General features: G+C 65.1%; 24 protein-coding genes. 7 read left to right on the top strand and 17 right to left on the bottom strand.

Features of this window, described 5'->3' with window-relative positions; translation table 11 throughout:
* Window position 1: 1 nt before the first annotated feature.
* Window positions 2-1,396, bottom strand: coding sequence for a YihY family inner membrane protein (locus WH367_RS13940; RefSeq protein ID WP_339536561.1), 1,395 nt, complete (start codon window positions 1,394-1,396; stop codon window positions 2-4).
* 20 nt (window positions 1,397-1,416) lie between these two features.
* Here WH367_RS13940 and WH367_RS13945 point away from each other — a divergent pair, with 20 nt between their 5' ends.
* Together WH367_RS13945 and WH367_RS13950 are read left to right on the top strand one after the other, a co-directional pair.
* A complete protein-coding gene (locus WH367_RS13945) occupies window positions 1,417-1,869 on the top strand; it encodes a DUF2069 domain-containing protein (protein WP_339536562.1) in 453 nt (150 codons plus the stop codon).
* Window positions 1,870-1,901: 32 nt separating this feature from the next.
* Window positions 1,902-3,323: an FAD-binding oxidoreductase gene (locus WH367_RS13950; RefSeq protein WP_339536563.1), complete on the top strand. Its 1,422-nt coding sequence runs from the start codon at window positions 1,902-1,904 to the stop codon at window positions 3,321-3,323.
* Window positions 3,324-3,393: 70 nt separating this feature from the next.
* Here the strand turns inward: WH367_RS13950 and WH367_RS13955 are convergent, their stop codons facing one another.
* Window positions 3,394-3,861, bottom strand: coding sequence for a hypothetical protein (locus tag WH367_RS13955; protein ID WP_339536564.1), 468 nt, complete (start codon window positions 3,859-3,861; stop codon window positions 3,394-3,396).
* Between the two features lie 351 nt (window positions 3,862-4,212).
* Between WH367_RS13955 and WH367_RS13960 the strand changes: the two genes are divergently transcribed.
* Entirely contained in the window at window positions 4,213-5,193 is a 981-nt protein-coding gene (locus WH367_RS13960) for a thymidylate synthase (protein ID WP_339536565.1), read from the top strand.
* A 44-nt stretch (window positions 5,194-5,237) separates the two neighbouring features.
* On the opposite strand, the gene WH367_RS13965 is transcribed toward WH367_RS13960, so the two are convergent.
* The 11 genes from WH367_RS13965 to WH367_RS14015 form a co-directional block, all read right to left on the bottom strand.
* A complete protein-coding gene (locus tag WH367_RS13965; RefSeq protein ID WP_339519940.1) occupies window positions 5,238-5,654 on the bottom strand; it encodes a DUF4124 domain-containing protein in 417 nt (138 codons plus the stop codon).
* Window positions 5,655-5,714: 60 nt separating this feature from the next.
* Complete coding sequence (locus tag WH367_RS13970; RefSeq protein ID WP_339536566.1) at window positions 5,715-6,695, bottom strand: tripartite tricarboxylate transporter substrate binding protein; 981 nt, start codon at window positions 6,693-6,695, stop codon at window positions 5,715-5,717.
* A 135-nt stretch (window positions 6,696-6,830) separates the two neighbouring features.
* Entirely contained in the window at window positions 6,831-7,820 is a 990-nt protein-coding gene (locus tag WH367_RS13975) for a Bug family tripartite tricarboxylate transporter substrate binding protein (protein WP_339536567.1), read from the bottom strand.
* A 119-nt stretch (window positions 7,821-7,939) separates the two neighbouring features.
* On the bottom strand, window positions 7,940-8,932 hold the full coding sequence (locus WH367_RS13980; protein WP_339536568.1) for a Bug family tripartite tricarboxylate transporter substrate binding protein: 993 nt from the start codon (window positions 8,930-8,932) through the stop codon (window positions 7,940-7,942).
* A gap of 29 nt (window positions 8,933-8,961) precedes the next feature.
* Window positions 8,962-9,657 (bottom strand): carboxymuconolactone decarboxylase family protein, encoded by a 696-nt coding sequence (locus tag WH367_RS13985; protein ID WP_339536569.1) that lies wholly within the window; start codon window positions 9,655-9,657, stop codon window positions 8,962-8,964.
* On the bottom strand, window positions 9,650-10,927 hold the full coding sequence (locus tag WH367_RS13990; RefSeq protein ID WP_339536570.1) for an SDR family oxidoreductase: 1,278 nt from the start codon (window positions 10,925-10,927) through the stop codon (window positions 9,650-9,652). Before WH367_RS13990 ends, WH367_RS13985 begins: the two co-directional genes overlap by 8 nt.
* A gap of 5 nt (window positions 10,928-10,932) precedes the next feature.
* Entirely contained in the window at window positions 10,933-11,703 is a 771-nt protein-coding gene (locus tag WH367_RS13995; RefSeq protein WP_339536571.1) for an SDR family NAD(P)-dependent oxidoreductase, read from the bottom strand.
* Window positions 11,700-12,671 (bottom strand): acyl-CoA dehydrogenase family protein, encoded by a 972-nt coding sequence (locus WH367_RS14000; protein WP_339536572.1) that lies wholly within the window; start codon window positions 12,669-12,671, stop codon window positions 11,700-11,702. Before WH367_RS14000 ends, WH367_RS13995 begins: the two co-directional genes overlap by 4 nt.
* A gap of 4 nt (window positions 12,672-12,675) precedes the next feature.
* Window positions 12,676-13,875 (bottom strand): acyl-CoA dehydrogenase family protein, encoded by a 1,200-nt coding sequence (locus WH367_RS14005; protein WP_339536573.1) that lies wholly within the window; start codon window positions 13,873-13,875, stop codon window positions 12,676-12,678.
* A gap of 37 nt (window positions 13,876-13,912) precedes the next feature.
* A complete protein-coding gene (locus WH367_RS14010; RefSeq protein WP_339536574.1) occupies window positions 13,913-16,048 on the bottom strand; it encodes an acetate--CoA ligase family protein in 2,136 nt (711 codons plus the stop codon).
* A gap of 2 nt (window positions 16,049-16,050) precedes the next feature.
* Window positions 16,051-16,821, bottom strand: coding sequence for an enoyl-CoA hydratase/isomerase family protein (locus tag WH367_RS14015; protein ID WP_116924227.1), 771 nt, complete (start codon window positions 16,819-16,821; stop codon window positions 16,051-16,053).
* A gap of 304 nt (window positions 16,822-17,125) precedes the next feature.
* On the opposite strand from WH367_RS14015, the gene WH367_RS14020 reads away from it, so the two are divergent.
* The gene (locus tag WH367_RS14020) at window positions 17,126-18,007 is read left to right on the top strand and encodes an SMP-30/gluconolactonase/LRE family protein (RefSeq protein WP_339536575.1); all 882 of its coding nucleotides are present in this window, start codon (window positions 17,126-17,128) and stop codon (window positions 18,005-18,007) included.
* Here the strand turns inward: WH367_RS14020 and WH367_RS14025 are convergent, their stop codons facing one another.
* Complete coding sequence (locus WH367_RS14025; RefSeq protein ID WP_339536576.1) at window positions 18,008-18,931, bottom strand: LysR family transcriptional regulator; 924 nt, start codon at window positions 18,929-18,931, stop codon at window positions 18,008-18,010. It abuts the gene before it with no gap.
* Window positions 18,932-19,035: 104 nt separating this feature from the next.
* Between WH367_RS14025 and WH367_RS14030 the strand changes: the two genes are divergently transcribed.
* The 3 genes from WH367_RS14030 to WH367_RS14040 are packed head-to-tail and all read left to right on the top strand — an operon-like array spanning window position 19,036 to window position 21,794.
* Window positions 19,036-20,100: an LLM class flavin-dependent oxidoreductase gene (locus WH367_RS14030; protein WP_339536577.1), complete on the top strand. Its 1,065-nt coding sequence runs from the start codon at window positions 19,036-19,038 to the stop codon at window positions 20,098-20,100.
* Window positions 20,101-20,113: 13 nt separating this feature from the next.
* Window positions 20,114-20,908 carry a flavin reductase family protein gene (locus WH367_RS14035; protein WP_339536578.1) on the top strand — a complete coding sequence of 265 codons (795 nt, stop codon included), beginning with the start codon at window positions 20,114-20,116 and terminating at the stop codon, window positions 20,906-20,908.
* Window positions 20,909-20,933: 25 nt separating this feature from the next.
* Window positions 20,934-21,794, top strand: coding sequence for an SDR family NAD(P)-dependent oxidoreductase (locus WH367_RS14040; protein ID WP_339536579.1), 861 nt, complete (start codon window positions 20,934-20,936; stop codon window positions 21,792-21,794).
* 7 nt (window positions 21,795-21,801) lie between these two features.
* Here the strand turns inward: WH367_RS14040 and WH367_RS14045 are convergent, their stop codons facing one another.
* From WH367_RS14045 to WH367_RS14055, 3 genes are read right to left on the bottom strand one after another with little or no spacing between them, the layout of a single operon-like run.
* Window positions 21,802-22,734, bottom strand: coding sequence for an N-carbamoyl-D-amino-acid hydrolase (locus WH367_RS14045; protein ID WP_339536580.1), 933 nt, complete (start codon window positions 22,732-22,734; stop codon window positions 21,802-21,804).
* Window positions 22,731-24,167 (bottom strand): N-acyl-D-amino-acid deacylase family protein, encoded by a 1,437-nt coding sequence (locus WH367_RS14050; protein WP_339536600.1) that lies wholly within the window; start codon window positions 24,165-24,167, stop codon window positions 22,731-22,733. Before WH367_RS14050 ends, WH367_RS14045 begins: the two co-directional genes overlap by 4 nt.
* Before the next feature lie 46 nt (window positions 24,168-24,213).
* Window positions 24,214-25,197: a Bug family tripartite tricarboxylate transporter substrate binding protein gene (locus WH367_RS14055; RefSeq protein WP_339536581.1), complete on the bottom strand. Its 984-nt coding sequence runs from the start codon at window positions 25,195-25,197 to the stop codon at window positions 24,214-24,216.
* Between the last annotated feature and the right edge of the window lie 21 nt (window positions 25,198-25,218).

The raw sequence follows: 25,218 nt of genomic DNA on the forward strand, positions 1-25,218 counted from the left end.
CTCAAGCCTTGGGCTGCAGGGCTTGGGTCTCATCACCCAGCACAGGCTCCAACTCCTGCGCTGCTGCTTCCACCTCTTCCGCAGGCACCTCCTCCGGCAGCCACTGGCGGCGCTCGAGCAGCGCAATCAGCGCGATCTGGTCGAGGCCGCTGTGCCACCACAAAGGCTCGGTCGCCTCGTTGCGGTCCAGCATCAGCGCGCTGACCAGCGGTGCAGCCAGGGTCTGCGCCGGCTCGATCAGCAGCACATAGCGCATGTCATGCTGGCTCTCGGGCGCGCCCGCGCTGGTTCGGCGCTCGTCCACATCGACGACGGCGCCCACCCAGTCGAGCTGGCACAGCACATCGAGCGCGCGGTGCAGCTGCACATCTTCTACCTGCAAGCGGGTGGCAAGCTGGTGCAGGTAGAGGCCCTTCTCGGGCTGGTAGCGCATCAGGTTGAGCGCGCGCAGGCATTCGAGCGCGAGCTGAAAATCCCAGCTCTGCGCCAGCGGCAGGCGCGCCACACCGGCCAGCAGGCTGGGCAGGTAGGCAGCGACCACCGCGCCCAACAGCACAATCACCCAGGCCACATAGATCCAGATCAGCAAGATTGGCAAGGTCGCAAAGGTGCCGTAGATGGTGGAATAGGTTGGCACATGCACGAGGTACAGGGTCAGCACCTTCTTGGCCACCTCGATGCCCACGGCGACAAACAGCCCGCCGGCCAGCGCATCGCGCCAGCGCACATGGGTGTTGGGCACATAGCGGTACATGGCGGTCACGCCCGATGCCAGCAGCACAAACTCCAGCGAATCAAAGGCCAGGCGGATGAGGTAGGGCAGCTCGCCCATCGCGCTGCGCGAAGCGGCCACCACCGACGAGGTCAGCACCAGGCTGGAGGCCAGCACCAGCGGTCCCAGCGACATGGCCGCCCAGTAGATCAGCACCCGCTGGCCCAGCGGACGCAGCTGGCGCACGCGCCAGATGTTGTTCAGGGTGCGGTCCATCGTCAATATCAGCGCCAGCGCCGTCACCAGCAAAAAACTCAGGCCCGCCAGGCCCAGGCGGCTGGCCTTGGACGCAAACTGCGTGATATAGCCCAGCACCTGGCTGGCGATGGTGCTGGGGATCAGGCTCTCGATCAGCCAGCGCTGCAGCTGCGCCTCGACCGTCGCGAACATCGGAAAGGCGGTGAGCAAGGCCAGCGCCACCGTGAAGAAAGGCACCAGTGCCAGCATGGTGGTAAAGGTCAGGCTGCTGGCCGTCAGGCCCAGGCGGTCCTCGCCAAAGCGCGTGCGCAAGGTATTGACGGTGTTGCGCCAGGGAAAAGCCGCGAATTGCTGCCACCACAAAGCCCATCCCTGGCGCGGTTGCACCTGCAAAGATGCCGCGTTTTTCTCATCACTGACGTACATACCGATATGATGCCATTTCCATGCCTGCATCCACCCCTGAACCCGCCGCAAATCTGCCTGATTTGGTAACGCCTGCCGCTGCGGGTGCAACTGCGGGTGCCGCTGCGCAGTTTTCGCGCTGGCTGGCCGTGGCGGCCTTGCTGGGCCTGGTGCTGCTGTCTCTGGCCTGGGAGCTGTGGCTGGCCCCCTTGCGGCCCGGCGGCTCCTGGCTGGTGCTCAAGGCCTTGCCGCTGTGCATTCCATTGGCCGGCCTGCTCAAGCGCCGCATGTATACCTACCGCTGGCTGAGCCTGCTGGTGTGGCTGTATTTTATTGAGGGCGTGGTGCGCGCCTGGGGCGATGCGCCGCCCAGCCGCTGGTGCGCGCTGGCCGAGATCGCGCTGTGCCTGCTGCTGTTTGCCGCCTGCGTGCTGCATATCCGGGGCCGCCAACGCGCCGCCTCCCCGGCCACCCAGCGCGCAGCCGCTTCCTAGAACCGTTTTCTTTTTATTTGCTGAGACTTCCGATGACCGACCTGATTGCGAGCTTGCGCCAGATTGTGGGCGATGCCCATGTGCTTACCGAGGGCGACCTGACGGCCTATGAGCAGGACTGGCGCCGCCGCGTCCACGGCAAGGCGCTGGCGGTGGTGCGCCCCGCCACGACCGAGCAGGTAGCCGCCGTCGTCAAGGCCTGCGCGGCCAATGGCACCTCCATCGTGCCCCAGGGCGGCAACACCGGCCTGGTCGTGGGCTCCACGCCCGATACCTCGGGCCAGCAGGTGGTGCTGAACCTGGGCCGCATGCAGGCGATCCGCGCGATCGACACGGACAACCTGACCGTCACCGTCGAGGCCGGCTGCATCCTGCAGACCCTGCAGGAGCGCTGCGAGAGTCAAGGCTATCTGTTCCCGCTGTCGCTGGCCGCCGAAGGCAGCTGCACCATTGGCGGCAACCTGGGCACCAATGCCGGCGGCACCCAGGTGGTGCGCTATGGCAATACGCGCGAGCTCTGCCTGGGGCTGGAAGTGGTCAACGCCCAGGGCGAGATCTGGAACGGCCTCAAGGGCCTGCGCAAGGACAACACCGGCTACGACCTGCGCAACCTCTTTATCGGCAGCGAAGGCACCCTGGGCGTGATCACCGCAGCAACGATGAAGATCTACCCGATGCCCGCGAGCCAGCTCACCGCCTGGGCGGCCTTGCCGTCGTTCGATGCTGCCGTGCGCCTGCTGGCACTGGCGCACCAGTACCTGGGCGCGGGCCTCACCGGCTTTGAGGTGATGAACCGCTTTGCACTGACCCTGGTCGACAAGCACATGCCCCAGCTGCGCGTGCCCTTTATCGACAACCCCGCCTTCCCCTATGCCGTGGTGCTGGAAAACTCCGACAGCGAATCGGAAGAGCATGCCCGCAGCCGCTTTGAAGCCTTGATGGAAGCGGCATTCGAGCAGGAAATCGTGCTCGATGCCGTGGTCGCCGAGAACCTGGGCCAGGCCCACAACCTCTGGCATATCCGCGAGAGCATTCCGCTCGCCCAGGTCGAGGAAGGCCTCAACATCAAGCACGACATCTCCGTGCCCATCTCGCGCATCCCGGAGTTTGTCGAGCATGCCACCCAGGTGCTGAACGACAAGGTCCCGGGCATGCGCCTGGTCAATTTCGGCCACCTGGGCGACGGCAACCTGCACTTCAATGTGCAGGCGCCCGAGGGCGGGGACGCCAAGCAGTTTCTCGACGAGCGCGAGCACGAGGTCAACCACATCGTCTATGACGCGGTAGCCGCCTTTGGCGGCTCCATCTCGGCCGAGCACGGCATTGGCACGCTCAAGGTCGATACCTTGCCGCAGTACCAGTCGCCGGTGGCCTTGTCGATGATGCGTGCGGTGAAGGCCGCGCTGGACCCGCAGAACATCATGAACCCGCATGCGATGGTCACACGCGCTTAAAACCCAGCGCCAAAACAAAACAGGGCGGCCCTCCATGAGGTGCCGCCCTGTTTTTTTACGCATCAGCGGATCACGACGCCGGCGTGCCCACCGCGTTGCTGATCATCTGGTTCACATCCTTGGGCCAGGAAAACGCTGCGCCCGGGTCCTGCACCACGCGCGGCTGGCCGTCCTGCAGCCACCAGATGCGCATGGTGTTGCTCTTGGCATCCAGCGCCACAGCGGCGGCATTCTGGCCACCATCGTGCTGGCGGTTGCCGGTGATGTAGTAGACGGAGCCCTGTTTGCTCAGCGGCCCGGTCACCTGCAGGTTCTGCATAAAGGCCGCGCGGTGCTCGCCCAGCAGGTGCTGCATGCGCGCAGCCATCACGCCTTGCTGCAAGAAAGCGGCATCCTGCGGGTACTGGCCCACCTGGGCCTGCAGCTGGTTCCAGGCCTGTTGGCCGCTGGGGTTGCCGCCAGCGGGCGTGGTCTGGCAGCCGGCCAGTGCCAGCGCCGCAGCAGCGCCCAGGGCCAGGCCCCATTTTTTCGTCATCATCCACATAGTTAGCTGTCCTTGTAGCGTTTGCCGCGCCCTCTCCTGCGCCAGGCAAACTGTCGATGTCCCGCTGCCCACCTGTGCTTGCCACGGCCATGCACCGCCGGCCCCGGTGGGCCCGGGCGCCAAAGCCGACACCCTACACCAATTTATGGCTGCTCAGGGCGGCCGCAGACATCTCCCACACTGGCTTATCCTTACGGCCTACGCAAAAAGCGCAGGCATCGTACAGTAGGCCCTTTGGGCCTCGCCCCCTGCCCCGCCCTCGCAGTGCGCCCATCGCACCGGGCCAGGCAATGCCTTAGCACCAGCGAGGCGGCAAGGCCCCCGTCTCGATCAGGCCAGAAGAACATGAAGCAATACCTCCAACTCGTCCAGAACATCCTGGACCAAGGCTCCTGGCAGTCCAACCGCACAGGCATCCGCACGCTCAGCATGCCCGGCGCCATGCTCAAGTTTGATCTGCAGCAAGGCTTCCCGGCCGTCACCACCAAGAAGCTGGCCTTCAAATCCGCCATCGGTGAGATGGTGGGCTTTCTGCGCGCCGCGCGCAGCGCCGCCGATTTCCGCGCGCTGGGCTGCAAGGTCTGGGACCAGAACGCCAATGAAAACCAGGCCTGGCTGGCCAACCCCTACCGCCTGGAGGCCGACGACCTGGGCCCCGTCTACGGCGTGCAATGGCGCCAATGGCCGGCCTACAAGCTGATCGACCAGGCCCTGCCCCAAGGCGCCGCCCAGGTGGCCGACGCGCTGGCCAAGGGCTACACCCAGATTGGCGAAGTGGCCGAAGACGGCAAGCGCCAGATCGTGCTCTACAAGGCCATCGACCAGCTGCGCCAGTGTCTGGACACCATCATGACGGACCCGGGCAGCCGCCGCATTCTCTTTCACGGCTGGAACTGGGCCCAGCTCGAAGAAATGGCCCTGCCCCCTTGCCATCTGCTCTACCAGTTCCTGGTTGACCAGAGCAAGCGCGAGATCTCGCTGTGCCTGTATATCCGCAGCAATGATGTCGGCCTGGGCACCCCCTTCAACCTCACCGAAGGCGCTGCGCTGCTGCACCTGATGGGGCGCCTGAGTGGCTACACCCCGCGCTGGTTCACCTACTTCATCGGTGATGCCCACATCTACGAGAACCACCTGGACATGCTGCAAGAGCAGCTCAAGCGCGAGCCCTTTGAGTCGCCGAAGCTGGTGCTGTCCGACCGCATCCCCGACTATGCGGTGACCGGCCAATACGAGCCGGAGTGGCTGGAGAAGGTGGAGCCCTCGGACTTCTGGCTGGAAGGCTACCAGCACCATGCACCGCTGACGGCGCCGATGGCTGTGTAAACAACAACGCCCGCAATCGCGGGCGTTTTGCTGAGGGCGGTGCCTTAGCCCCCGCAGCGCTCTTTCAGCGCTTCAAACGACGCCCGCTTTTGCTTGCGGATCGGCAGCGGCAGCGCAATCGACTCGGCCTCGATCTGCATGCTCTTCATGCGCTCCGGGTCGGGGCAATCGGCCGGGCGGGGTTCTGGCTCATCGGCGGGTGCGGTTGCCGGTGGTGCGGACGGCGGCGGGTTATCCGTTGGGCGGCTGGTGGCCGGGCGGTCATGCTCGCGCGGGTTGATGCCCTGGCTGGAGGGCGTCACGGTGATCGCCTCGGCCTTCTGCCCGGCTGCGCAGGGCTCATCCTGAAAGCTGGTGCGGCCCTGGGCATCGACGCATTTGTTGATGGCCCAGGCCGGTGCGCTCAGCAAAGACGCTGCCGCGAGCAATCCGGCAGCGAGGGTATGGCGGGCGTAGGGCATGGGCAATCCAGACAGGTGGCAAAAAGCCCATTATGCGGCAGGCCCCCCACCCGCCCCGGCTCAATCCAGATCAATGCGCACGCCGCTCTGGAGGAGCGCCTGCAGCTTGCGGGTTTCGGCCTGCAGAAACTGGCCAAAGGCCTCGGGTGTGGACAGCGACACCAGCAAACCGGTCTTGGCAATCTGGGCGCGCACGGCAGGGTCTTCAAGGGCGCGGTGCAGGTCGGCATTGATCTGCCGCACCACCGCATCGGGCGTTGCAGCCGGCGCCAGCATGCCAAACCAGCTGCCACTGACAAAGTCCATGCCCAGCTCCTTGAAAGTCGGAATCTCGGGCGCGCCCGGGTGGCGCTGCTCGGCAGCAATGGCCACGGCTGCCACCTTGCCCGACTTGACCAGCGCGTACGACGACATGCCGTCAAACATGCCATCGACGACACCCGCCATCAGATCGGTCATCGACGGCCCCTGGCCCTTGTAGGGCACATGGGTAAAGCGGATGCCCGCCTTGGTCGCAAACAGCTCGGCCGCCAGGTGCGGGCTCGACCCTGGTCCGGACGAGGCCAGCTTGAAGCTGCCCGGCTCGGCCTTGGCGCGGTCGATCAGGTTTTGCAGCGACTGGCCACGCAAGCGGTTGGTGACCAGCAGCACATTGTGGCTGGAGCCCAGCAGGCCCACGGGCCGGAACGCATCGGGCCCATAGGGCAACTGCCGGCGCAGCACCGGGTTGGAGGTGTAGGCATAGCTGGTGAACAGCAGCGTGTAGCCATCGGCTGGCGTACGGGCCACGGCGCTCGTGCCGATGATGGTGCCTGCGCCATCGCGGTTCTCCACCACCACCGGCTGGCCCCAGAGCAGCGCCAGCTTCGCCGCCAGCGAGCGGGCCAGCGTATCGGTCAGCCCGCCGGCAGAATAAGGCACCACGATGGTTACGCGCTTGTGCGGAAAAGCGGCCTGCGCCTCAGCGGCCGGTGCAGTGGCCACGCAGCAAGCCAGGCCCAGCCCCAGCGCGGTAGCGCGCCAAAAAATCCTAATCGACATAAGACCTTCCTTGCCCAGCCTGTCTGCCGGGCAATTGCCAGACCATTGCAAAAGTGGGCTGTGCCAATACGGCACAGAGGGGCCTGGACAGAGGGCTGCAGAGCCTTCAGCCCCGCTGCCTGTCCGGGGCGTCGCTCAATCGACCTTGAGCTTGGCCACCTTGGCCAGCTGCTGCCACAGCGCCATATCGCTCTTGACGACCTGGCTGAACTCCGCGGCCGACTTGTGCGCAGGGATCAGCATGTTCTGCTCGGCAAACTTGGCCTTCATCTCGGGGCTGCCCAGCGCCTGGCCCAGATCGGCATTGAGGCGGTCGATGATCTTGGGGTCGGTCTTGGCGGGGGCAAACACGCCGTACCAGCCGTCGGCGTCGAAGGTGTAGCCCTGCTCGGTCAGGGTCGGCACCTCCTGCAGCGCCGGGCCGCGCGCCGAGCCGGTGGCGCCCAGTGCACGCAGCTTGCCGCTGCGGATATGAGGAATGGGCGAGGCGATATCCATAAAGCCCACGCCAATCGTGTTGGCCAGCAGATCGCCCAGCTCCACGGCAGTGCCCTTGTAGGGCACATGGGGCATGTCCAGGCCGTAATGGGCCTTGATGCCTTCCATCACCAAGTGGCCGGTCGAGCCACTGCCCCAGGAACCATAGGCCAGGCGGCCCGGGTGGGCCTTGGCGTACTGCACCATGTCGGCCAGGTTCTTGAAGCCGGTCGCAGGGTTGGTCACCAGCAGCACGCCCGCTGCACCCACCTGCGCCACGGGCGCCAGGTCGCGCATGGCGTCATAGGGCATCTTGGGCTGGATGATAGGGTTGATCGCAATCGACGACGACGGCGAGAACAGCAAGGTATAGCCATCGGCCTGGGCCTTGGCCACATGGTCATTGCCGATGATGCCGTTGGCGCCGGCCTTGTTCTCGACGTAGAGGCTTTCCTTCAGCGTAGACTGCAGCGGCGGCAGCAGCATGCGCGCAAAGATGTCGCCGCCCGATCCGGCCGGCCCCGGCACAATCATCCGGATCGCCTTGTTGGGCCAGGCGGTATTGGCCAGCGCCGTGCCGGTGCCCGCTGCAGCCAGCAGGCCCAGCAGCATCTGCCGGCGGTTGAAGTTTGCGCATGAATCGGTCATTTTTGTCTCCTGTTGACTGCGGATAGCCGGCCCTTGCCACAGCTACCACCTGGTTCTACCGCTGGCCATGTCAGCGCTGCCCGGGCTTGTCGCGCCCGGTGCAGCCGCCAGCGCGCTCGTTACGACATCTTCAGATCGGCCAGCTTGGCCAGCCCACCCCAGATCTTCATATCGGACTGGATGGAGCGGGCAAACTCTGCCGCGGGTTTGACGGCAGGCAGGGCCATGTTCTGGTCTTCAAACTTTTTGCGGATATCGGCGCTTTGCGCCACCTGCACCAGGGCCTGGTTCAGCCGCTCCACCATCTCGGGGTTGGAAGTGCCAGCGGGCAAAAACATGCCATACCAGCCGTCGGCATCAAACTTGAAGCCCTGATCGGTAAAGGTGGGCACCTGCGGCGTGGCCGGTGCGCGCTGCGTGCCCGTCACCCCCACGGCCAGCAGCTTGCCATTGCGGATATGCGGCACGGGCGACGCGATGTCCATAAAGCCCATCGGAATGTTGTTGCCGATGATGTCCGACAGCTCGGTGGACAGCGCCTTGTAGGGCACATGGTGGATGTCGATGCCGTAATGGGCCTTGAGGCCCTCCAGCGCCAGATGGCCCGACGAACCATTGCCCCAGGAGCCGCAGGACAGCTTGCCCGGGTTGGCCTTGGCATAGCGCACCAGGTCGGCCAAGGAGGCAATGCCGGTGTCAGGATTGGCGACCAGAAAAATGCCCGACAGCCCAATCTGGCCGACGGGCAGCAGATCGCGCTGCGTGTCATAGGGCAGCTTGGGCTGGATAAAGGGGTTGATCACGATGGCCGACGACGGCGCAAACAACACCGTGTGCGCATCATTGCTTTTGACGACAAAGTCATTGGCGATGATGCCGTTGGCACCCACCTTGTTTTCGACATAGAAGGGCTGGCCGAGTGCCGCCTGCAGGCCAGGCGCCAGCAGGCGGGCAAACACATCGCCGCCCGATCCGGGCGAGCTGGTCACCACCAGGCGCACCGGCTTGCTGGGCCAGGGCGCGGCCGCCCGCGCCAGGGGAAGGGCGGCAGGCAGTGCGGCAGCCATGGCCGCCATCAGCAGGGTGCGGCGCTCGATACGCAACTGGTTCATGTTTGTCTCCTTGTCCTTGTCGTTCGATGTCATGCGGCGTCCAGCTCAGCCAGCACCGTGATGCCCAGCGCTGTGCCATGCACCGCCAGGTGCGCGCCCATCTGAATGACCTGCAGCACCGCTTCGCGCGCGACGCCCAGGCCCTGGGCCTGCTGTAAGGCGGCGCGCAAGGCCTCGGGCTGCATCGCGGTAAAGCAGGCATGCAGCGCAACCGTGATCAGGCAGCGCTCGCCCGCACTCAGGCCCTGGCCGCTTTCTGCGGTGCTGGCCAGCGCCTGCAGATGGCCAAAGTAGGCCGGGTCGATGGCCTGCAGCCGCGCCCACAGGTCTGGCTGCTGGCCTTCCGTGGGTTCTGCCTTGGGTGGCAGACCATACACCTGGGCTACCTCGTCCAACGCCGCCGCTGTCGCGCCTGCGCCTTGCAAGCAAACCAAGGTCAGCACATCGAGCAAGTCCTCATCGCTGGCGCCGCAGGCCAGCGCTTTTTGCATATGCAGCTTCAAGCCGCTGGCAAACAAATGGCTGGCCGATGCGTCGAGCGCCACATAGACGAGCTCCACCATGCGCTCGCTCAAGCCCCCGCTGCGCGCCGGGTAGCCGGCATAGTGGGCATAGGCCTGCAAAAATGCCGGGCGGCGGGCCAGCAGCTGGGCATTCCAGGGCCGCCAGTAGCCACGCTCCTGGCGATACAGGGCTTCGACGGCGGCGGTGTCCAGTTCAGCCATGCTGGCTCTCCTTGCTGCCTGAGATATCGAGGCACTGCCCCGTCACAAACTGCGCCCGCGCCCCGGTCAGAAAACGGACCAGCGGTAGCAGTTGCGCCACCGCTGGGCCACCAGCCTGCTGGGGCGAGAGCAGCAGCGCATTGATACGCAGGCCCTGCATGGCCCATTCGCAGGCCAGGGTTGCCACCAGCATGCGTGCGGCAGCCAGTGCCGTCTGGTGCTGCCAGGCGGGCACGCCTTCGGGGGCAGTCGCGGGCAGCAGGAGCAGCAGGCTGGCATCGCGCGCATGGGCGGCTGCAAACTGCTGGCCGGCGCTCAGCACGGCTTCCACAAGATCACCACCGGCAGGGGCCAGCGCCTGGGTGCTGACCAGGCCTTGGCATGGTGCGGCCATTGCCGCCTGCGCGCCGTCCTCCGCCTGCAGCGCTTGCAACCAGGCGCCATCACAAGCGGCATCGCTGCCCGCTTGCAGCTGCAGATGCAGCGGCGTCTGCAGCGGTGCGGGCGCGGCGGTGCTCAGCGCGCAGCGGCTACTGCCGCCGTAAATACCCGATCCGCCATCGACCGATAGGACCTGGCCCGACAGCACGCGGGCCTGGGGCTGCGCCAAAAACACCAGCGCAGCGGCCATTTCTTCGGGCTCGGCCAGGCGGCCCAGCGGGATCTTGGCAACGGCATCGGCCAGTGCCAGGCGGCCGGCATCCATCAGACCCTGCACCAGCTCGGTACGCACAAAGCCGGGGCACAAGGTGCTCACACTCAGCTGCGGGTAGCGCTGTGCCAGGCTTTGCGACCAGGCAATCAGCCCGGCCTTGCTGGGGCTGTAGAGCCCGCGCCAAGGAATGGCCTTGTGCCCCGCGCCGGAGGACACATTGACAATGCGCGCATCCACCTTCAAGCGCGGCAGGCAGGTTTCGAACAAGGCCTGTGGTGCCTGCAGGTTCAGCCGCAGCAGGCGCTGCCACTGCGCGGGCGCCTGCTCGGCCAGCGGCCGGCCGCTGCTGTCCGAGATACCGGCGTTGTTGACCAGGGCATCGAGCGCTGGCAACTCTGCCAGCTGGCGGCCCAGCTGGGCCAGCGCCTGCGCATCGGTCAGGTCCAGCGCAAAAGCCTGTGCGCTGGCCGCGCCTTGCGCGAGGCACTGCTGGGGCAGCTCGGCAATCGCGGGGCTGATATCGGCCAGCAGGCAGTCCCAGCCCTGCTGCGCAAACTGCAGCGCGGCAGCGCGGCCAATGCCGGAGGCCGCACCGGTGATCAAGACAGCGGGCATAGGCTTCAGATATTGGTGAAGGTAATGCCGCCATCCACCACCAGCGCCTGCGCGGTGGTGAACTGCGCAGCATCGCTGGCGAGGAAGCAGATCGTGCCGGCAATGTCGTCCACCGTGCCCAGGCGCCCCATCGGCGTCTTGGCCACGCGGCCGGCATCGCGCTCGGCATTGCGGTTGCGCTGCGTGCCCTCGGTCGGCACGGCAGACGGGCAGACCGCATTCACGCGGATATGGCGCTCGCCCAGCTCCGCCGCCGCAGCGCGGGTAATGCCCAGCACGCCGGCCTTGATGCCCGAATACACCATCGAGCTGCCGGCCGAGCGCAGCGCCGCCACCGAGGCCACATTGATGATGGCGCCACCGCGCTCCGCATCCATGCGGGCAGCGGCGGCCTGGATGCCCCAGAGCACGGCCTTGAAGCCGATGTCCAGCATGCGGTCCACCGTCTCGGGCATGATCTCGCTGACCGATTGGTAGCGCACCCAGGCGGCGTTGTTGACCAGAATGTCCAGCCGCTGGTGGCGGGCATAGGCCTCGTCCACCGCCGCCGTCATCTCTTCGCGCGTGGCCACGTTCTTCACCACGCCAAAGGCCTGGCCGCCCTGGGCGGTGATGGCAGCCACCGTCTCTTCGACCAGCGCCTCCTTCAGGTCATTGACCGCCACCACGGCGCCGCGCGCAGCCAGCTGCAGCGCGGTGGCGCGGCCAATACCAGCACCAGCGCCGGTGACCAGGGCCACGCGGCCTTCCATATCTCTCGCGATTGCGCCTGTCATTGCGTCACCTCACAACGGTCGATAAAGTCAGCGCCCACGGCGCGCATCACAGCCCCCGCCCCCAGGCAGGCGTCAAGTTTCTTGAGCTCGCGCAGGCTGCGGTGCAGCCCCAGCTCCCAGGTAAAGCCCATGCCGCCATGCAGGTGGATGGCCTTTTCCAGCACCCAGGCGCCCTGGTTCAAGGCAGCGGCCAAGGCGCTATCGGCTTGGCGGGGGGCGCCCCACTCATCCGGGCGCAGCGCACGCCAGGACTGTGCGCTCGATGCCTCCAGCAGCAGACGCATGCGCGCCAGGTGGTGGCGCACCGCCTGCTTGGCCGACAGCGGCCGGCCAAACTGCACGCGCGCCTGCAGGTAGTCGGCCGTGCGCTCCAGCGCGCCGGCACACAGCCCGTTCAGATACTCGGCCCAGAGCAGCTTGGTATCGGCGCAAAAGGCCTGCGACTGCTGCGCGTCCAGGCTCAAGAGCGGCGTGGCACCGGTGGTTGATACCCACAGCTGGGGCACCTCCGGGTCCAGCATTTCTTCGGCCTGGCAGCGCAAGGCCGCCTTGTCGTAGAGCGCAAAATCGGCACCGGTCTGCACCAGCACATAGTCGGCCAGCAGGCCATTGCGCGCCACCCCGCTCCAGTCGCCAGCGGCCTGCACGGCCATCACCACGCACAGCGATTTCTCACCGCGCAGCAGCTGGCCACCGGCCTCCGTACCTTGCAGTGCCTTGCTCGCGGCAATCTGCTCAGGCAAGGGGTAGGACAGTTGCATCTGCCCTGCCACCCGCACCACCGGCATCGCAAAGGCCAGCGGCAGGCCCAGGCCGCCCTGCGCTTCATCGGCGCAGATACCAAACAGACCGGCATCGGCCATGGCGGTGGCCGCCTCGGCCGGGCCTTGCCCTTGCAGCGCTGCGATGACCGCCTGCGCCGCCTGCCCAAACTCCTCGGGCTGCAGCTCTTCAGTTTGCATCGTCATCCCTTTAGTCCTTGGTCAGCTGTTGAATGCGCTGGGCAATGACATCCAGCTGCACTTCGGTGGTCCCGGCATAGATGCTCTCGGCGCGCGAGAACAGATAGGCCTGCGTGAAATGGGCCTTGGCGCGCCGTGCCAGCGCGCTGTGGCCAGGGTGGATATCGGCCACCATCGCCAACGCCAGCGACGCAAAGGCCTGGTGGCATTCGGACCAGTACAGCTTGGTGAGCGACCCGCGCGCACCAATCGGTTCGCCGGCCTGCAGCTGCTCCACACTGCGCTCGACCAGGCCCTTGAGGCCATCGATCTGGCTGGCCACCTGGCCGATGGCCTGGCGCAGGCCCGGCTCTTGCAGGCGGCCACGCAGCGCGGGCTCGGACTGGTAGGCACGCACCAGCTGGCGCAATTCGCACTCAAAGCGCCAGGCGCGGTACATGCGGTTGGTGGCACGCTCGATCGACAGCACGCGGATGGCCGCGCTCCAGCCTTCGTCGGCAGCGCCCAGGCGGGCCGAATCGGGCACGCGCACCTGGTCAAAAAACACCTCGGCAAAGGACTGCTTGTTGTCGATGGAGCGGATCGGCACCACGCGGATGCCGGGCGTATCCATCGGCACCGCAAACATCAGCAGGCCCCGGTGCTTGTCGGCCACCGTGCCGGTGCGGGTCAGCAGCAGGCAGTAGTGGGCCTTGGCGGCGCCGCTGGTCCAGATCTTCTGGCCCTGGATGAGCCAGTCATCGCCATCGGGCGTGGCCTTGGTGCGCAGCCGCGCCAGGTCCGATCCGGCCTCGGGCTCGGAAAAGCCCTGGCACCAGTACTCGCGCATCTCCAGAATCGCGGGCAGAAAGGCCTGTTTTTGCGCCTCAGTGCCCACGGCCATGATGATGGGGCCGGCCAGCTCCTTGCCGATCGAGCTGACGCTCTCGGGCATCGCCAGCGCGCCCACTTCCTTGTTCACCGCCAGGTGCTCGCGCAGGCTCAGGCCATGGCCGCCATAGGCGGTCGGCCAGGTCATGCCGGCCAGGCCCGCCTGGTACATGCGCGCTTCCCAGTCGCGGCACTCATCCAGGCTGGGCGTGCGGTAGTCCACGCTGTCGGCGCGCATGTGGGCGGGCAAATGGCTTTGCAGCCAGTCACGCGCATATTGCCGGTAGGCACCCGGGCCCGATGCGGCATCGGGGCGGGCGAAATTCTCTTCCTGTTTCATCGCATAGTTCCGATCAAAGTCTGCATGACGCTGCACATCAGGCCTGCGGCGGGGCCGCCACCATCAGCGCATCGACCGCAATCACGCCCTCGCCGGCGGGCTGGACCAGCACCGGGTTCAGGTCGATCTCGGCGATCTCGCCGGCATAGGCCAGCGCCAGCTCCGACAGGCGCGCCACTGTGGCGGCCATGGCCTGCACATCGGCAGCGGGCTGGCCGCGCACCCCTTGCAGCAGCGGGTAGAGCTTGAGAGACGCAATCATCTGCAGCGCCTCGGCCTGCGTCACCGGCGCCACCTGCACCGCCACGTCTTTCAGCACCTCGGCATAGATGCCGCCCATGCCCACCATCAACACCGGGCCAAAGGCCGCGTCGTGAGAGACGCCGGTGATCATCTCCACACCGCCGCCCACCATCGGCGCGACCAGCACGCCATCGATCTGCGCCTGCGGCGCGCGCTCGGCCACCCGCGCCAGCAACTGTGCATGGGCCGTGCGGGCCTGCGCGGCGCTGCGGATGTTGAGCTCGACGCCACCAACCTCGGTCTTGTGGGCAATGTCGGGCGAGACGATCTTGAACACCACCGGGAAGCCAATCTGCTCAGCCGCCGCCACCGCCGCACCGGCGGACTGCACCACCTGCTCCTGCGTCACCGGCACACCGGCCCGCGCCAAAAAGGCCTTGGCATGGAACTCGTTGCGGAAGACCTGGGCATCCAGCGGCTCCCAGTGCTGCGCGGCAGCAGGCGCGGCTGGCGGCTGGCCCAGCGTCTGGCCCAGGCGCACCAGTCCGGCCAGCCCACGGGCTGCCGCATCAATGGTCGGGAAGATCGCAATGCCCGCATTGGCAATGCGCTCGGTCACCTCGGCCGGGCCCTGGCCAATCAGCACAATCAGGCGGTCGGGGTAGTCGCGACGGATCTGCGCCAAGGCCTCCTGGTACACACCGCTCAAACGCGGGTTGTGCAAGGACAGCGACAGCAGCAGCACCAGGGTGCTGCGCGATGCGTCTTCCAGCAAGGCCGTGAGCAGCTTGTACAAAATATCGGGCCGGCTGGACATCTGCGCTGTCGCATCGACCGGGTTGCGGGTGCCGGCCACCGGCACCGCTTCCTGGATACGGGCACGCGTCGCATCCGACAGCTCGGGCAGGTCCAGGCCGGCCTGCACCATGGCATCGGCCATCATCACGCCAAAGCCGCCCGATGCCGCCACCAGGGTCACGCCCCGGTTGCGCGGCAGCAGCGCCTGGGGCAGCACCGACAGCGCGGCCGTCAGCTCCACCATGTCTTCGATGGACTGCACCGTCAGCGCCCCCGCGCGGGTCAGTGCCGCTTCGATCACCGCGTTCGACCCCGTCAGCGCGCCGGTGTGCGAGGCCGCAGCCGCCTGGCCCTGCTCGGTCGCGCCAATCTTGAGCACCACCACTACCTTGCCGGCGGCGCGGGCTGCTTCCAATGCCTGCAGCAGCTTGCTGCCATCGCGGCAGGTTTCCATGCAGCACAGGATGATGCGGGTCTGGCGATCGCCGGCCAGCGCGGCAATGCCGTCGGCAATGTCCACATCGGCCTCATTGCCGGTCGCCATAAAGCGGCTGATGCCCAGGCCCCGGCGCACCACCGACTGCATCGTGAAGCTGCCCAGGTTGCCCGACTGCGAGACGATGCCCACATGGCCGGCGGCTGGCAGCTTGTCTTCCAGTGCCACCGAGAACGAGCCAATCACCCGCTCCTCGATGCCCACAGCGCCCAGGCAGTTGGGGCCCAGCACGCGGATCTGGCGCTCCCGCGCAATCTGGCTCAGCTGCCGCTGCAGCGCAGCGCCCTCCTCGCCCGCTTCTATGAATCCGGACGACAGCACAATCGCCGCCTGCACGCCCTTGTCGGCGCAGTCGCGCAGCGCAGCGGGCGCCATCGCTGCCGGCACCGCGATGATGGCCAGCTCGGGCACCTGCGGCACATCGCGCACGCTGGTGTAAGCGGGCAGCGACTGGATGCTGCCGCCCTTGGGGTTGATGGGGAACACCGCGCCGGCAAACCCATGCTTTTGGAGCAGATGCAGCGGCCGCCCACCAATCTTGGTGGGATCGTCAGAGGCACCAATGATGGCAATCGCGCGCGCATTGAAAAACGGATCAAGACCTGCACCGGGCTGCAGGCGGGTAGTCTGCAGCATGCTCAGCGTCCTTTGAAAACAGGGGCGCGCTTTTCCAGGAAGGCCATGCGCGCTTCCTTGGCGTCTTCGGTCTTGGCCAGCGCCATCGTGAACTCCTGCTCAAAGCGGTAGGCATCACGCTGGGGCATCAGGTCCACCATGTTGGCGGCGCGCTTGGCGTAGATCACGGCCAGCGGTGCCTTGGATGCAATCTCGCGCGCCATCTCCATCGCCTTGGGCAGCAGCGCTTCGGGCGCCAGCACTTCTTCGACCACATTGCGCTGCAGCATCTCCTGGGCCGTCAGGCGCTGGCCGGTAAAGAACATGCGGCGCATGGTCGAGCGCCCCAGCAAGGTCTTGAGCATCGAGGCCCCGCCTGCCAGGCCCACATTGATCTCGGGCATGCCAAAGCTCGCGTTCGACGAGGCATAGAGAATGTCGCAGGCCGCAGCCAGGCCCATGCCTGCCCCCAGCGCCGTGCCGTTCACCGCAGCAATCACCGGCTTGGCGCATTCCTTGATCGCATTGCCGGTTTCGCGGGTGACGCGGTTGTGCTCCAGAAAGTCACCGGCCACCTCGGCATTGGGCCGGTCCTTCAGATCGGCGCCGGCGCAGAACACCGAGCCGGAGCCGGTCAGCACCGCGCAGCGCACATCGTCGCGCTCGGAGATCGCATCAAAAATCGCCACCAGCTCGCGCCGCATCGCACGGTTAAGGGCATTGACGGGTGGGCGGTTCAAGGTCACCAGGGCCACGCCATCGGCGACTTCCAGCAAAACGGAGGGCTCAGACATGGCGGCCTCCCCGGGTGTGGGCCGCTACGGCGGTAGCCAGGGGATGGATGGCGGCGCAGGGCGCAGCCTGCGCAATAGGCGCTATCACTTGCATGTTGTCTCCTTGGATCTTGGCCGCTCATGGCGAGCGCCTGTTTCGAATCTGTGTTTGATTCTAGGAAGGAACCCTGCAAATGATTTCCCCCCGATTGGTTGAATCTGTTCTGCGTTCCCCGGGGTAGTGGCGCCCTGGGGCAACCCTATGATGGACAGCAACCTACGTGCAGCGCGGCTCCACCCCAGGAGCCCCAACCTCAAGCCCCCCATGCATATCCAGCCCCTGATCCCGCAACGCCTGGCCCTGGGTGAATGCCCCCACTGGGATGCCGCCACCGGCCAGCTCTGGGCCATGGACTGCCGGCGCGGCCATCTGCTGCGCATCGACCCGGAAAGCGGCCGGACCGAGCAGTACCTGCTGCCAGCACCCACCGGCTCCTTCGCGCTGAATGCCGATGGCAGGATCGTCATCGCGCTGAAGGAGGCGCTGGGCCTGTATGACCCTGCCAGCCGCCAGTTGCAGACCCTCGCCGAGCTGGACGAGCACCTGCCCCATCTGCGCCTGAACGATGGCTGCGCGCTGCCCGATGGCCGCTTTCTGGTCGGCAGCATGCATCTGCATCTGGAAGAAGGCGAAGCGCCCATGGGAGGTATCTATGTGTTGGAGCGGGATGGCCAGCTGGCGCGCATAGGCCCAGCCCTCAAAACCGCCAATGGCCCGCTGATCCACCCCCAAAGCGGCCGCCTCTTTATTGCCGACAGCGCCGCACAAAGCATTTATTCCTTTGATATCAGCAGCGGGCAAGCACAAGACCAGCAGCTGTTCGTCAGCACCCAGGCCCAGCAATCCGCCCCCGACGGCTGCTGCTGGGACAGTGAGGGAGGCCTCTGGACCGCCCTGGTGCGTACCGGCCAGCTCGCCCGCTACGATGCCCAAGGGGCGCTGAGCCAGTTGATCCGCCTGCCTGTGGCCCACCCCAGCGCGCTCTGCTTTGGCGGGCCGGATCTGGCGGACCTGTATGTCACCAGCATCTCGGACAGCGGCCGCCTGCGCGCCAGCGGCCCGCTGGACGGTGCCATTCTGCGCATCACCGGGCTGGGGTACCGGGGATTGGCCAAGCCCCAGGCGCGCATCCTTATTCCCGACTAGTCACTTGGGCAGCGCAAAGCGCTGCGCCTCCCCCGCCACCTGGCTGGCGACAAAATCCAGAAACAGCTTGACCTTGGCCGGGATAATCGCCGAATCGACAATCGTGGCAAACATGCCTTCTTCGAACGTGGTATTGCTCACCACATAATCTGGCAAGAGCCGCACCAGATTGCCCGCCGCCAGATCCGGATAGACCGTGTAATCATCGAGCAGTGCAATACCTTCGCCCAATTTGGCCAATTCCAACAAGGCAATGCCATTGTTGGTCAAATGACGCGGAGAAAATCGAATATCTTCCACCCCTGCCTCATTCTTGAAATGCCAGATATGGTCTTTACCGGGCAAATAATAGGCCAGGCATTGGGCCTGCAATAAATCAGCGGGTTGATGGATCGCAGGCATTTTCTCGGCATAAGCAGGTGACGCCACCAAATAGCGCTGGCTGTGAAACAGCATGCGCCGTTTGACCCCCGCCTCGACCGGCGGCGATATTCTGAAATCAATATCGATATTGTTCTTGACCAGGTCCACCTTGGTCTCGGACAGCAGCAGCTCCACCAGGATCTCGGGGTGGGCCTGGCGAAAGCGGGCAATCAGGCCCGGCAGCACGCGCTGACCGAACATCGTGCGGGCATGCACGCGCAGGCGCCCCTGCGGGGCGGAGCTGATGGCGGTGATGCTGGTGTGGGCCTGGTTGATGGTCCAGAGAATGCCTTCCAACTGGGCCGCATACTCCTGGCCCGATTCGGTCAGCGACACCTGGCGCGTGGAGCGCAGCAAGAGCTTGACCTGCAGCCCGTCTTCAAACTCGGTGATCATTCTCGACACGGCGGTGGCCGAGATGCCAAACAGCCGCGCCGTCTCTGAAAAACTGCGGGTCTGCGACACCGACAGGAACAGCTCCATCGCTCTCAGACGGTCCATGATTCCTCCAGATTGCGCAGTACTGAATCTCGAATTTCACGCATACAGATCTCCTGACCCCACCCCTAGAATGATTCCATATTGCCCATCATCAAGGAGACATCATGGAATTTGGCGTATTCATTCTGGCGCAGCAGCGCGGCTACCACCAGCGCTCTCAGGACGTTATCAACAACTCCATCGAACAAACCGTGGTGGCAGAGCAAGCGGGTTTCAATACCGCCTGGTATGCCGAACACCATTTCAACAATTATTCACTGTCGCCATCGCCATTAATGACCGTGGCCCATGCCGCAGCCAAAACCAAAACCATTCGCCTGGGCACGGCGGTGTGCATTTTGCCACTCTACCACCCCGCCCGCTTCCTGGCCGAGGTCGGCTTTGTCGACACCGTGTCCAATGGGCGACTCGAACTGGGCGTGGGCTCGGGCTACCAGCAATTTGAATTTGAACGCTTTGGCGTCGAGATCGCCAATTCCGGCGCGATCTTCAATGAGTTTCTCGACATTATTCCCAAGGCCCTGACCCAGAAAATATTCGAATACCAGGGCGAGTTCCTGAATATCCTCCCCAGCTCCATCGCGGTGCGCTGCGTGCAAGACCCGATGCCGCCGCTCTGGGTCACCTCGGGCAACCCGGTCACCCTGGGCCGGGGCGTGCGCGAAGGCCACAACCTGTTTGTCACCGCCCTGCTCAACGGCAACGAAGCGATTGCTGGCCTGCGCACCAAGCTGGAGAACATCGCCTCGGCCGAAGGCAAGGACCTGGACAGTGATGTGAAGTTCGGCTTTCTGCGCTGCGGCTATGCCTCGGACAATGCATCGGAAATCAATGCCTACCTGGACTGCGCCCGCTTTCAGCGCCGCATCTCGGAAAGCCTCAAGTTCCGCCGCGCCCAGTCCGAAGACGGCTACATGGTCAAGGAAGTGCCGACCGAGACCGACCCGACCTTCGAGCAGCTGCGCAAGAACCTGCCCGTCGGCTCGGTCAACGAAGTGATCGACAAGCTGCTCGAGGAGATCAGCATCCTCAAGCCCAAGCACATTGCGCTGCAAACCCAGCTGGGTGACTTTGACCAAAAGACCATGCTCAAGCAGATCGAGCTGTGGGGCGACAAGATCATTCCCGCCGTGAAAAAAGAAGTGGGCCAGGCCGTAGCGCTGGCGTAAAGGAGACAGGGCCATGCGCGTTCACCTCAGCAACTGCGGCTCCATCAGCCTGATGGATGCCCACAATTTTCGGGCACTCGATGTGCTGATAGAACCCCAGCCCGAGCCCCAGCTCGCGCAGGCCCTGACCCGCATCGGCACGCGCGACGGCGACAGCCATGTCTGGCTCTTCCCCCAGGTGCTGCGCTTTCTGGCCTGCCAGGCCGCAGACAGCGAATGGGACACGGGCTTTGCCGCCATGCTGGCCTATGCGCAGCAGCACGGCTGGGTCAATACCCAAGGCCAGGTGCGCGCGCACATCACCTTGGCTGCGGAAGACCAGGTCGTCTCGGTGGCCGACTTCAAGGCCGCGATGCGCGCCCTGCCCGCCGGCATCAGCGCCGTGACCACCGGCCAGGGCAAGGATGTTGCCGGCATGATCGTCTCCAGCCTCACCTCCATCTCGGCCGAGCCGCCGATGGTCGGCTTTTTTGCGCACAGCGCCTCGTCAATGGGCGATACCTTGCTGCAAACGGGCAAGTTTGTGGCCAATGTGCTGGGTGAGGAACACAGCCAGATCATCGCCAGCTTTCTGAGCCAGCCGCAGGGCGAGGCCCGCTTCAAGGAAGGCCGCTGGCACAGCAGCGAGCACCAGCTGCCCGTGCTGAGCGACGCGCTGGCCAGCATGGAATGCGACATTGTCTGCACCCACACCCTGGGCACGCACAAGCTGGTGGTCGGCAAGATCCGCAAGTCCTCCTGCAACAGCGCCAGCCCCGTGGTCAACTTCAACGCCAGCACCCACAAGCTGGCGCCCTTGGCCGCCTGATCGCAGACCAGAAAAGGCTTCAAGCATGGACTGGTTGCAATTGGACCGACGCATCTGCGTCGTCACCGGCGGCGCCAAAGGACTAGGTTCCGGCATTGTGCAGGCGCTGCTGGCCAGCGGCTGCCGCGTGGCTGTGCTCGACCACGACAGCGACGCGCTGGCACAGCTCGCCGCCACCCATCCCGATGACCAGCGCCTGCTGCCCATCCGCGCCGATGTCTCATCGCCCGCTGCGGTAGAGGCTGCGTTTCAAACACTGCAACAGCACTGGGGCGCCGGCCCCAGCGTGCTGGTCAACAACGCCGCCATCACCAGCGCCGCGCCACTGGCCGAGTTGGATCCTGGCATCTGGGAGCGCCAGTTGCAGATCAACCTGGGCGGCTACCTGCGCATGGGCCAGGCCTTCTACCGCCATTCCGACGCCAGCCTGCCGCGCGCCATTGTCAACATCGCCTCGATCTCCGCCCAGAACGCCCAGCCGCTCAGCGGCGGTTACAGCATGAGCAAGGCCGGCATCCGCATGCTGACTGCGCAAATGTGCCTGGAATGGGGCCCCGCCGGCATCCGCTGCAACACCGTCAGCCCCGGCCTGTTGGTGACCCCGCTGAGCGAGCGCTTCTACCGCAACCCGGACGACCGCGCCCGCCGCGAACAGGTCGTCCCGCTGCGCCGCATCGGCCAGATCGAAGAACTCGCCCAGGCGGTGGTCTTCCTCGCCAGCCCCCGGGCCAGCTATGTCCATGGCGCGGATCTGGTGGTCGATGGCGGCTTCAGCCATTCGCTGATGACGCATATTCCTCGGGCTTATGGGCAGGGGGAGCTGGATGCGGGGAAAGCGCAGCCTGGCTTGGTGCAAGCCACCAATCCAGGCGTCCGCAACATGTGAGACCCGTTCAGGGCAGTGGATCGCCCGCGCCCACCCGGTCCACAATCAAGCGGTAGTGCTCAGGCCTGCGGTGCTTGGCGAAATTGAAGACATGCTGGCGGAAATGCTCACCCAGCGACAGATCGGCGCTGACGCAAATGACTTCATCGTCCTCGGTCAGCGTGCGCGCCACTATCTCTCCGGTGGGCGCAACAATCACGGAGCTGCCAATCATGTGGTGGCCATCTTCGGAGCCGCATTTGGCCGCCGCCGCCACCCAGATTCCATTTTGGTAGGCATTGGCCTGCAATGAGATCAGGTGGGTGGTCGTGCGCAGATGCACCGGCTCATTCCAATGGATATTGAGCGACGGCGTGTTGTAACCCAGCATGACCACCTCGGCACTTTGCAAGGCCATCACGCGGTAGGTTTCCGGCCAGCGGCGGTCGTTGCACAGGCACATGCCGTATTTGACAGCGCCTGAATCGAACACCCTGAACCCCAGGTTGCCGACATCGAAATACTTTTTCTCCAGATGCTGGAACGGGGCTTCTGGCTTATGTTCCACATGGCCGGGCAGGTGGATCTTGCGGTACTTGCCCGCAATTTCTCCCTGGGAGTTGACCAGTACGGCGGTGTTGTAGGGGCGCCCGTCTTCGGCCAGCTCAGCATAGCCCAGGTAGAAGCCTACACCCAGCTCACGCGCGGCATCAAACAACGGCTGCACATCGGCATTGGGCATCTGTGCTTCAAAGAATCGCGCTTGTGCTTGCGCTTCTTCCATCCAATAGCGCGGGAAGAACGTCGTGAGTGCCAACTCCGGAAAAACGACCATCTCAGCGCCCCGGGCCTTGGCCTCACGCAGCATGGCCACCAAGCGCCGGACCACCGAGCCCCGGCTATCCGATAAATGAACAGGCCCCATCTGGGCCACGGCCAAACCAAGTTTTCGTGTTGTCATTTCCCGCACTCCTTTTGCGTTGTCTGCTGAGGCTCTGCCCGGCGCAGCACTTGCCCTGGCCGCGTGCCGGTAGGCTGGTGGCCATCCCACACCTGCTGCCCATTGACCCAGACTTGTTCGATTCCCTCGCTGGCCTGCACTGGCTCCTCAAACGTGGCCTTGTCCGAAACCCGTTGGGGGTCAAACACCACCAGGTCGGCAAAGCAGCCGGGCTCCAAACGCCCACGCTGCTCCAGCCCATACTGCTGCGCAGCCAGCCCCGTCATCCGGTGGATGCCCTCTTCCAGCGACAGCAAGCCGCATTCACGCACCATGCGCCGCAGCACGCGTGTGAAGGTGCCCCACTGGCGTGGATGGGGGTGTGGATCAAAAGGCAGGCCATCGGACCCCACCAGCGTCAAAGGAAACGCAAAAATGCGGTCCACATCGTGCTGATCCATCAAGAAGTAGATGGCGCCGGCCGGTGACAGGCGCGCCAACAGCGCTTCATCGTCCAGGCCCCATTGCTGCTGCAGGTCGGCAAAATCCCGTCCTTTGGCTTCTGGGCAAGCGCTGGACCAGGTGATCATGGTGCGGCTTGCCAGGCGAACCCGGTCGAGCCGCAGCATGGTGGACGTGGCGGGATAAGGGTGGCAGTCCACACAAACGGGCTGCTTGCTGCTGGCCTCCCGGATCAGCGCCAGCGTCTCTTCCGAGCGACCATGGTTGCGCTCGCCAGCGAGCTTGTGGTGGGAGAAAACCACCCGGCAGTCTGCGTCGCGCCCCACGGCCAATGCCTCTTGCATCGCGGGGACAATGTCATCGGCCTCATCCCGAAGATGGGTGGCATACACGGCCTGGCGGCCGCGCAGTGGCTTGCAGACTTCGAGCAGTTCTCGTGTTGTGGCATGGCGTGCAGGCGGGTAGAAGGTGCCGGTCGAGATGCCGAAGGCCCCTTCGTCGAGCGCCTCGGTCAGCAAATCCCGCATCTGCGCGCACTCGTCATCGGTGGCTTCACGCTGGTGGTCCGCCATCACCTTGACGCGCAAGGTGGTATGGCCCACCAGCGGGATGACATTGACCGCCGCTGGCTGCGCCTGCAAGGCTTGCAGCCACTCGCCAAATCGCCCAAAGCGAAACAACTCGGGCGGCCCCAGCAGGTCCAGGGGCTGCGGCAGGTTTTGCTGCACCAGCGGCGCCAGACTGATGCCGCAGTTGCCGGTAACCACCGTGGTTATGCCCTGGGAGACTTTGGGCACCATATCGCGGTGCACCAGCAGGTAGCCATCGTCATGGGTGTGCGAATCGATAAAGCCCGGTGCAAGGGCCAGACCCTGCAGGTCGATGACGGTATCACCGGCCTGCGCCTGCACCACGCCCACCTGGGCAATCCGCTCGCCCTCCACCGCCACATCTCCGCTATAAGCCCGCCTGCCAGAGCCGTCGATCAGCATCGCATTCTTAAATATCAGCACTTTCGTCTTCTCTTTCCGGGGCTGATCAGTTGAGCTTTGCGATCTTGCTGGACTGGATGATCTCGGTCCATTTTTTCGTCTCACGGGCAATCAATTGCTTGAAATCCTCCGGCGTGCCGCCCACCGGCTGGGCGCCCAGGCCTTGAAGACTTTCGCGCACGTTAGGCATCTTCAACACCTTGTCCAGATCGGCCGCCAGTGCCTTGGCCTGTTCAGGCGTCATCTTGCGATTGCCCACCACACCGCCCCAGGAGACGATCTCATAGCCCTTGACACCCGCCTCGTCCATGGTCGGCACATCAGGCAACTGCTCGATCCGCTTGCCCAGCTGGGTCACGGCCAGCGCACGCACCTTGCCCGACTTGATGAGCGGCACCGCTTCGGAGCTGTTGATGAACATATAGTCCAAGCGCCCGCCCATCAGGTCCTGCAACGCGGCAGGCCCGCCCTGGTAGGGAACGAAAACGGTGTCGAGCTTTTCCAGATGGTTGAGCAGCTCCCCACTCATATGGCCGGTGGTGCCGACGCCCGAAGCCCCATAGGACAGCTTGCCGGGGTTCTTGCGCGCTTGGGCCAGCAAGTCCTGCACGGATTGGACGCTGGATGTCACCGGAACGATCAGCACGTTGTAGAGGTTGAACAGGTGCGACACCGGAACCAGGTCCTTGTCCACGTCGTAAGGCAGGGTGGAGAACAGCGCGCGATTGACCGCCAGGGTGTTGATATTTCCATAGCCCACGGTGAGCTCATTGCCCCTGATCACCTGCACCACACCGATATTGCCTGCTGCTCCGGGCTTGTTTTCTACAATCACCGGACGGTGGGCGTTCAGCGACCATTGGTTGGTAATGATGCGGCTGAGCACGTCCGGAGATCCGCCGGCCGCAGAGGGCACGACAAAGCTGATCGGCTGGCTGGCGTTGCCCTGGGCAGCCGCTGGGCCCGACTGGGCGGCCAGCATGACAAGGGGCAACAGGAGGGCAAAACGGTTCAGAAGACGGCGGTTCATGGCTTGACTCTTTCATGGGTC

Source organism: Comamonas sp. MYb21 (genome assembly GCF_037479395.1).
In the GTDB taxonomy this organism is placed as follows: Bacteria; Pseudomonadota; Gammaproteobacteria; order Burkholderiales; family Burkholderiaceae_C; genus Comamonas.

Excerpts from the sequence above, each read along its gene's own strand:
- WH367_RS13990 (WP_339536570.1), bottom strand. The coding sequence starts at position 10,927 with ATGCCCGCTGTCTTGATCACCGGTGCGGCCTCCGGCATTGGCCGCGCT.
- WH367_RS14045 (WP_339536580.1), bottom strand. The coding sequence starts at position 22,734 with ATGACAACACGAAAACTTGGTTTGGCCGTGGCCCAGATGGGGCCTGTT.
- WH367_RS14035 (WP_339536578.1), top strand. The coding sequence starts at position 20,114 with ATGCGCGTTCACCTCAGCAACTGCGGCTCCATCAGCCTGATGGATGCC.
- WH367_RS14020 (WP_339536575.1), top strand. The coding sequence starts at position 17,126 with ATGCATATCCAGCCCCTGATCCCGCAACGCCTGGCCCTGGGTGAATGC.
- WH367_RS13980 (WP_339536568.1), bottom strand. The coding sequence starts at position 8,932 with ATGAACCAGTTGCGTATCGAGCGCCGCACCCTGCTGATGGCGGCCATG.
- WH367_RS14000 (WP_339536572.1), bottom strand. The coding sequence starts at position 12,671 with ATGACGATGCAAACTGAAGAGCTGCAGCCCGAGGAGTTTGGGCAGGCG.
- WH367_RS14050 (WP_339536600.1), bottom strand. The coding sequence starts at position 24,167 with ATGCTGATCGACGGCTCTGGCAGGCGGGCTTATAGCGGAGATGTGGCG.
- WH367_RS14030 (WP_339536577.1), top strand. The coding sequence starts at position 19,036 with ATGGAATTTGGCGTATTCATTCTGGCGCAGCAGCGCGGCTACCACCAG.
- WH367_RS14010 (WP_339536574.1), bottom strand. The coding sequence starts at position 16,048 with ATGCTGCAGACTACCCGCCTGCAGCCCGGTGCAGGTCTTGATCCGTTT.
- WH367_RS13965 (WP_339519940.1), bottom strand. The coding sequence starts at position 5,654 with ATGCCCTACGCCCGCCATACCCTCGCTGCCGGATTGCTCGCGGCAGCG.
- WH367_RS14005 (WP_339536573.1), bottom strand. The coding sequence starts at position 13,875 with ATGAAACAGGAAGAGAATTTCGCCCGCCCCGATGCCGCATCGGGCCCG.
- WH367_RS13970 (WP_339536566.1), bottom strand. The coding sequence starts at position 6,695 with ATGTCGATTAGGATTTTTTGGCGCGCTACCGCGCTGGGGCTGGGCCTG.
- WH367_RS13960 (WP_339536565.1), top strand. The coding sequence starts at position 4,213 with ATGAAGCAATACCTCCAACTCGTCCAGAACATCCTGGACCAAGGCTCC.
- WH367_RS13985 (WP_339536569.1), bottom strand. The coding sequence starts at position 9,657 with ATGGCTGAACTGGACACCGCCGCCGTCGAAGCCCTGTATCGCCAGGAG.
- WH367_RS13950 (WP_339536563.1), top strand. The coding sequence starts at position 1,902 with ATGACCGACCTGATTGCGAGCTTGCGCCAGATTGTGGGCGATGCCCAT.
- WH367_RS13955 (WP_339536564.1), bottom strand. The coding sequence starts at position 3,861 with ATGATGACGAAAAAATGGGGCCTGGCCCTGGGCGCTGCTGCGGCGCTG.
- WH367_RS13995 (WP_339536571.1), bottom strand. The coding sequence starts at position 11,703 with ATGACAGGCGCAATCGCGAGAGATATGGAAGGCCGCGTGGCCCTGGTC.
- WH367_RS13940 (WP_339536561.1), bottom strand. The coding sequence starts at position 1,396 with ATGTACGTCAGTGATGAGAAAAACGCGGCATCTTTGCAGGTGCAACCG.
- WH367_RS14025 (WP_339536576.1), bottom strand. The coding sequence starts at position 18,931 with ATGGACCGTCTGAGAGCGATGGAGCTGTTCCTGTCGGTGTCGCAGACC.
- WH367_RS13975 (WP_339536567.1), bottom strand. The coding sequence starts at position 7,820 with ATGACCGATTCATGCGCAAACTTCAACCGCCGGCAGATGCTGCTGGGC.
- WH367_RS13945 (WP_339536562.1), top strand. The coding sequence starts at position 1,417 with ATGCCTGCATCCACCCCTGAACCCGCCGCAAATCTGCCTGATTTGGTA.
- WH367_RS14055 (WP_339536581.1), bottom strand. The coding sequence starts at position 25,197 with ATGAACCGCCGTCTTCTGAACCGTTTTGCCCTCCTGTTGCCCCTTGTC.
- WH367_RS14040 (WP_339536579.1), top strand. The coding sequence starts at position 20,934 with ATGGACTGGTTGCAATTGGACCGACGCATCTGCGTCGTCACCGGCGGC.
- WH367_RS14015 (WP_116924227.1), bottom strand. The coding sequence starts at position 16,821 with ATGTCTGAGCCCTCCGTTTTGCTGGAAGTCGCCGATGGCGTGGCCCTG.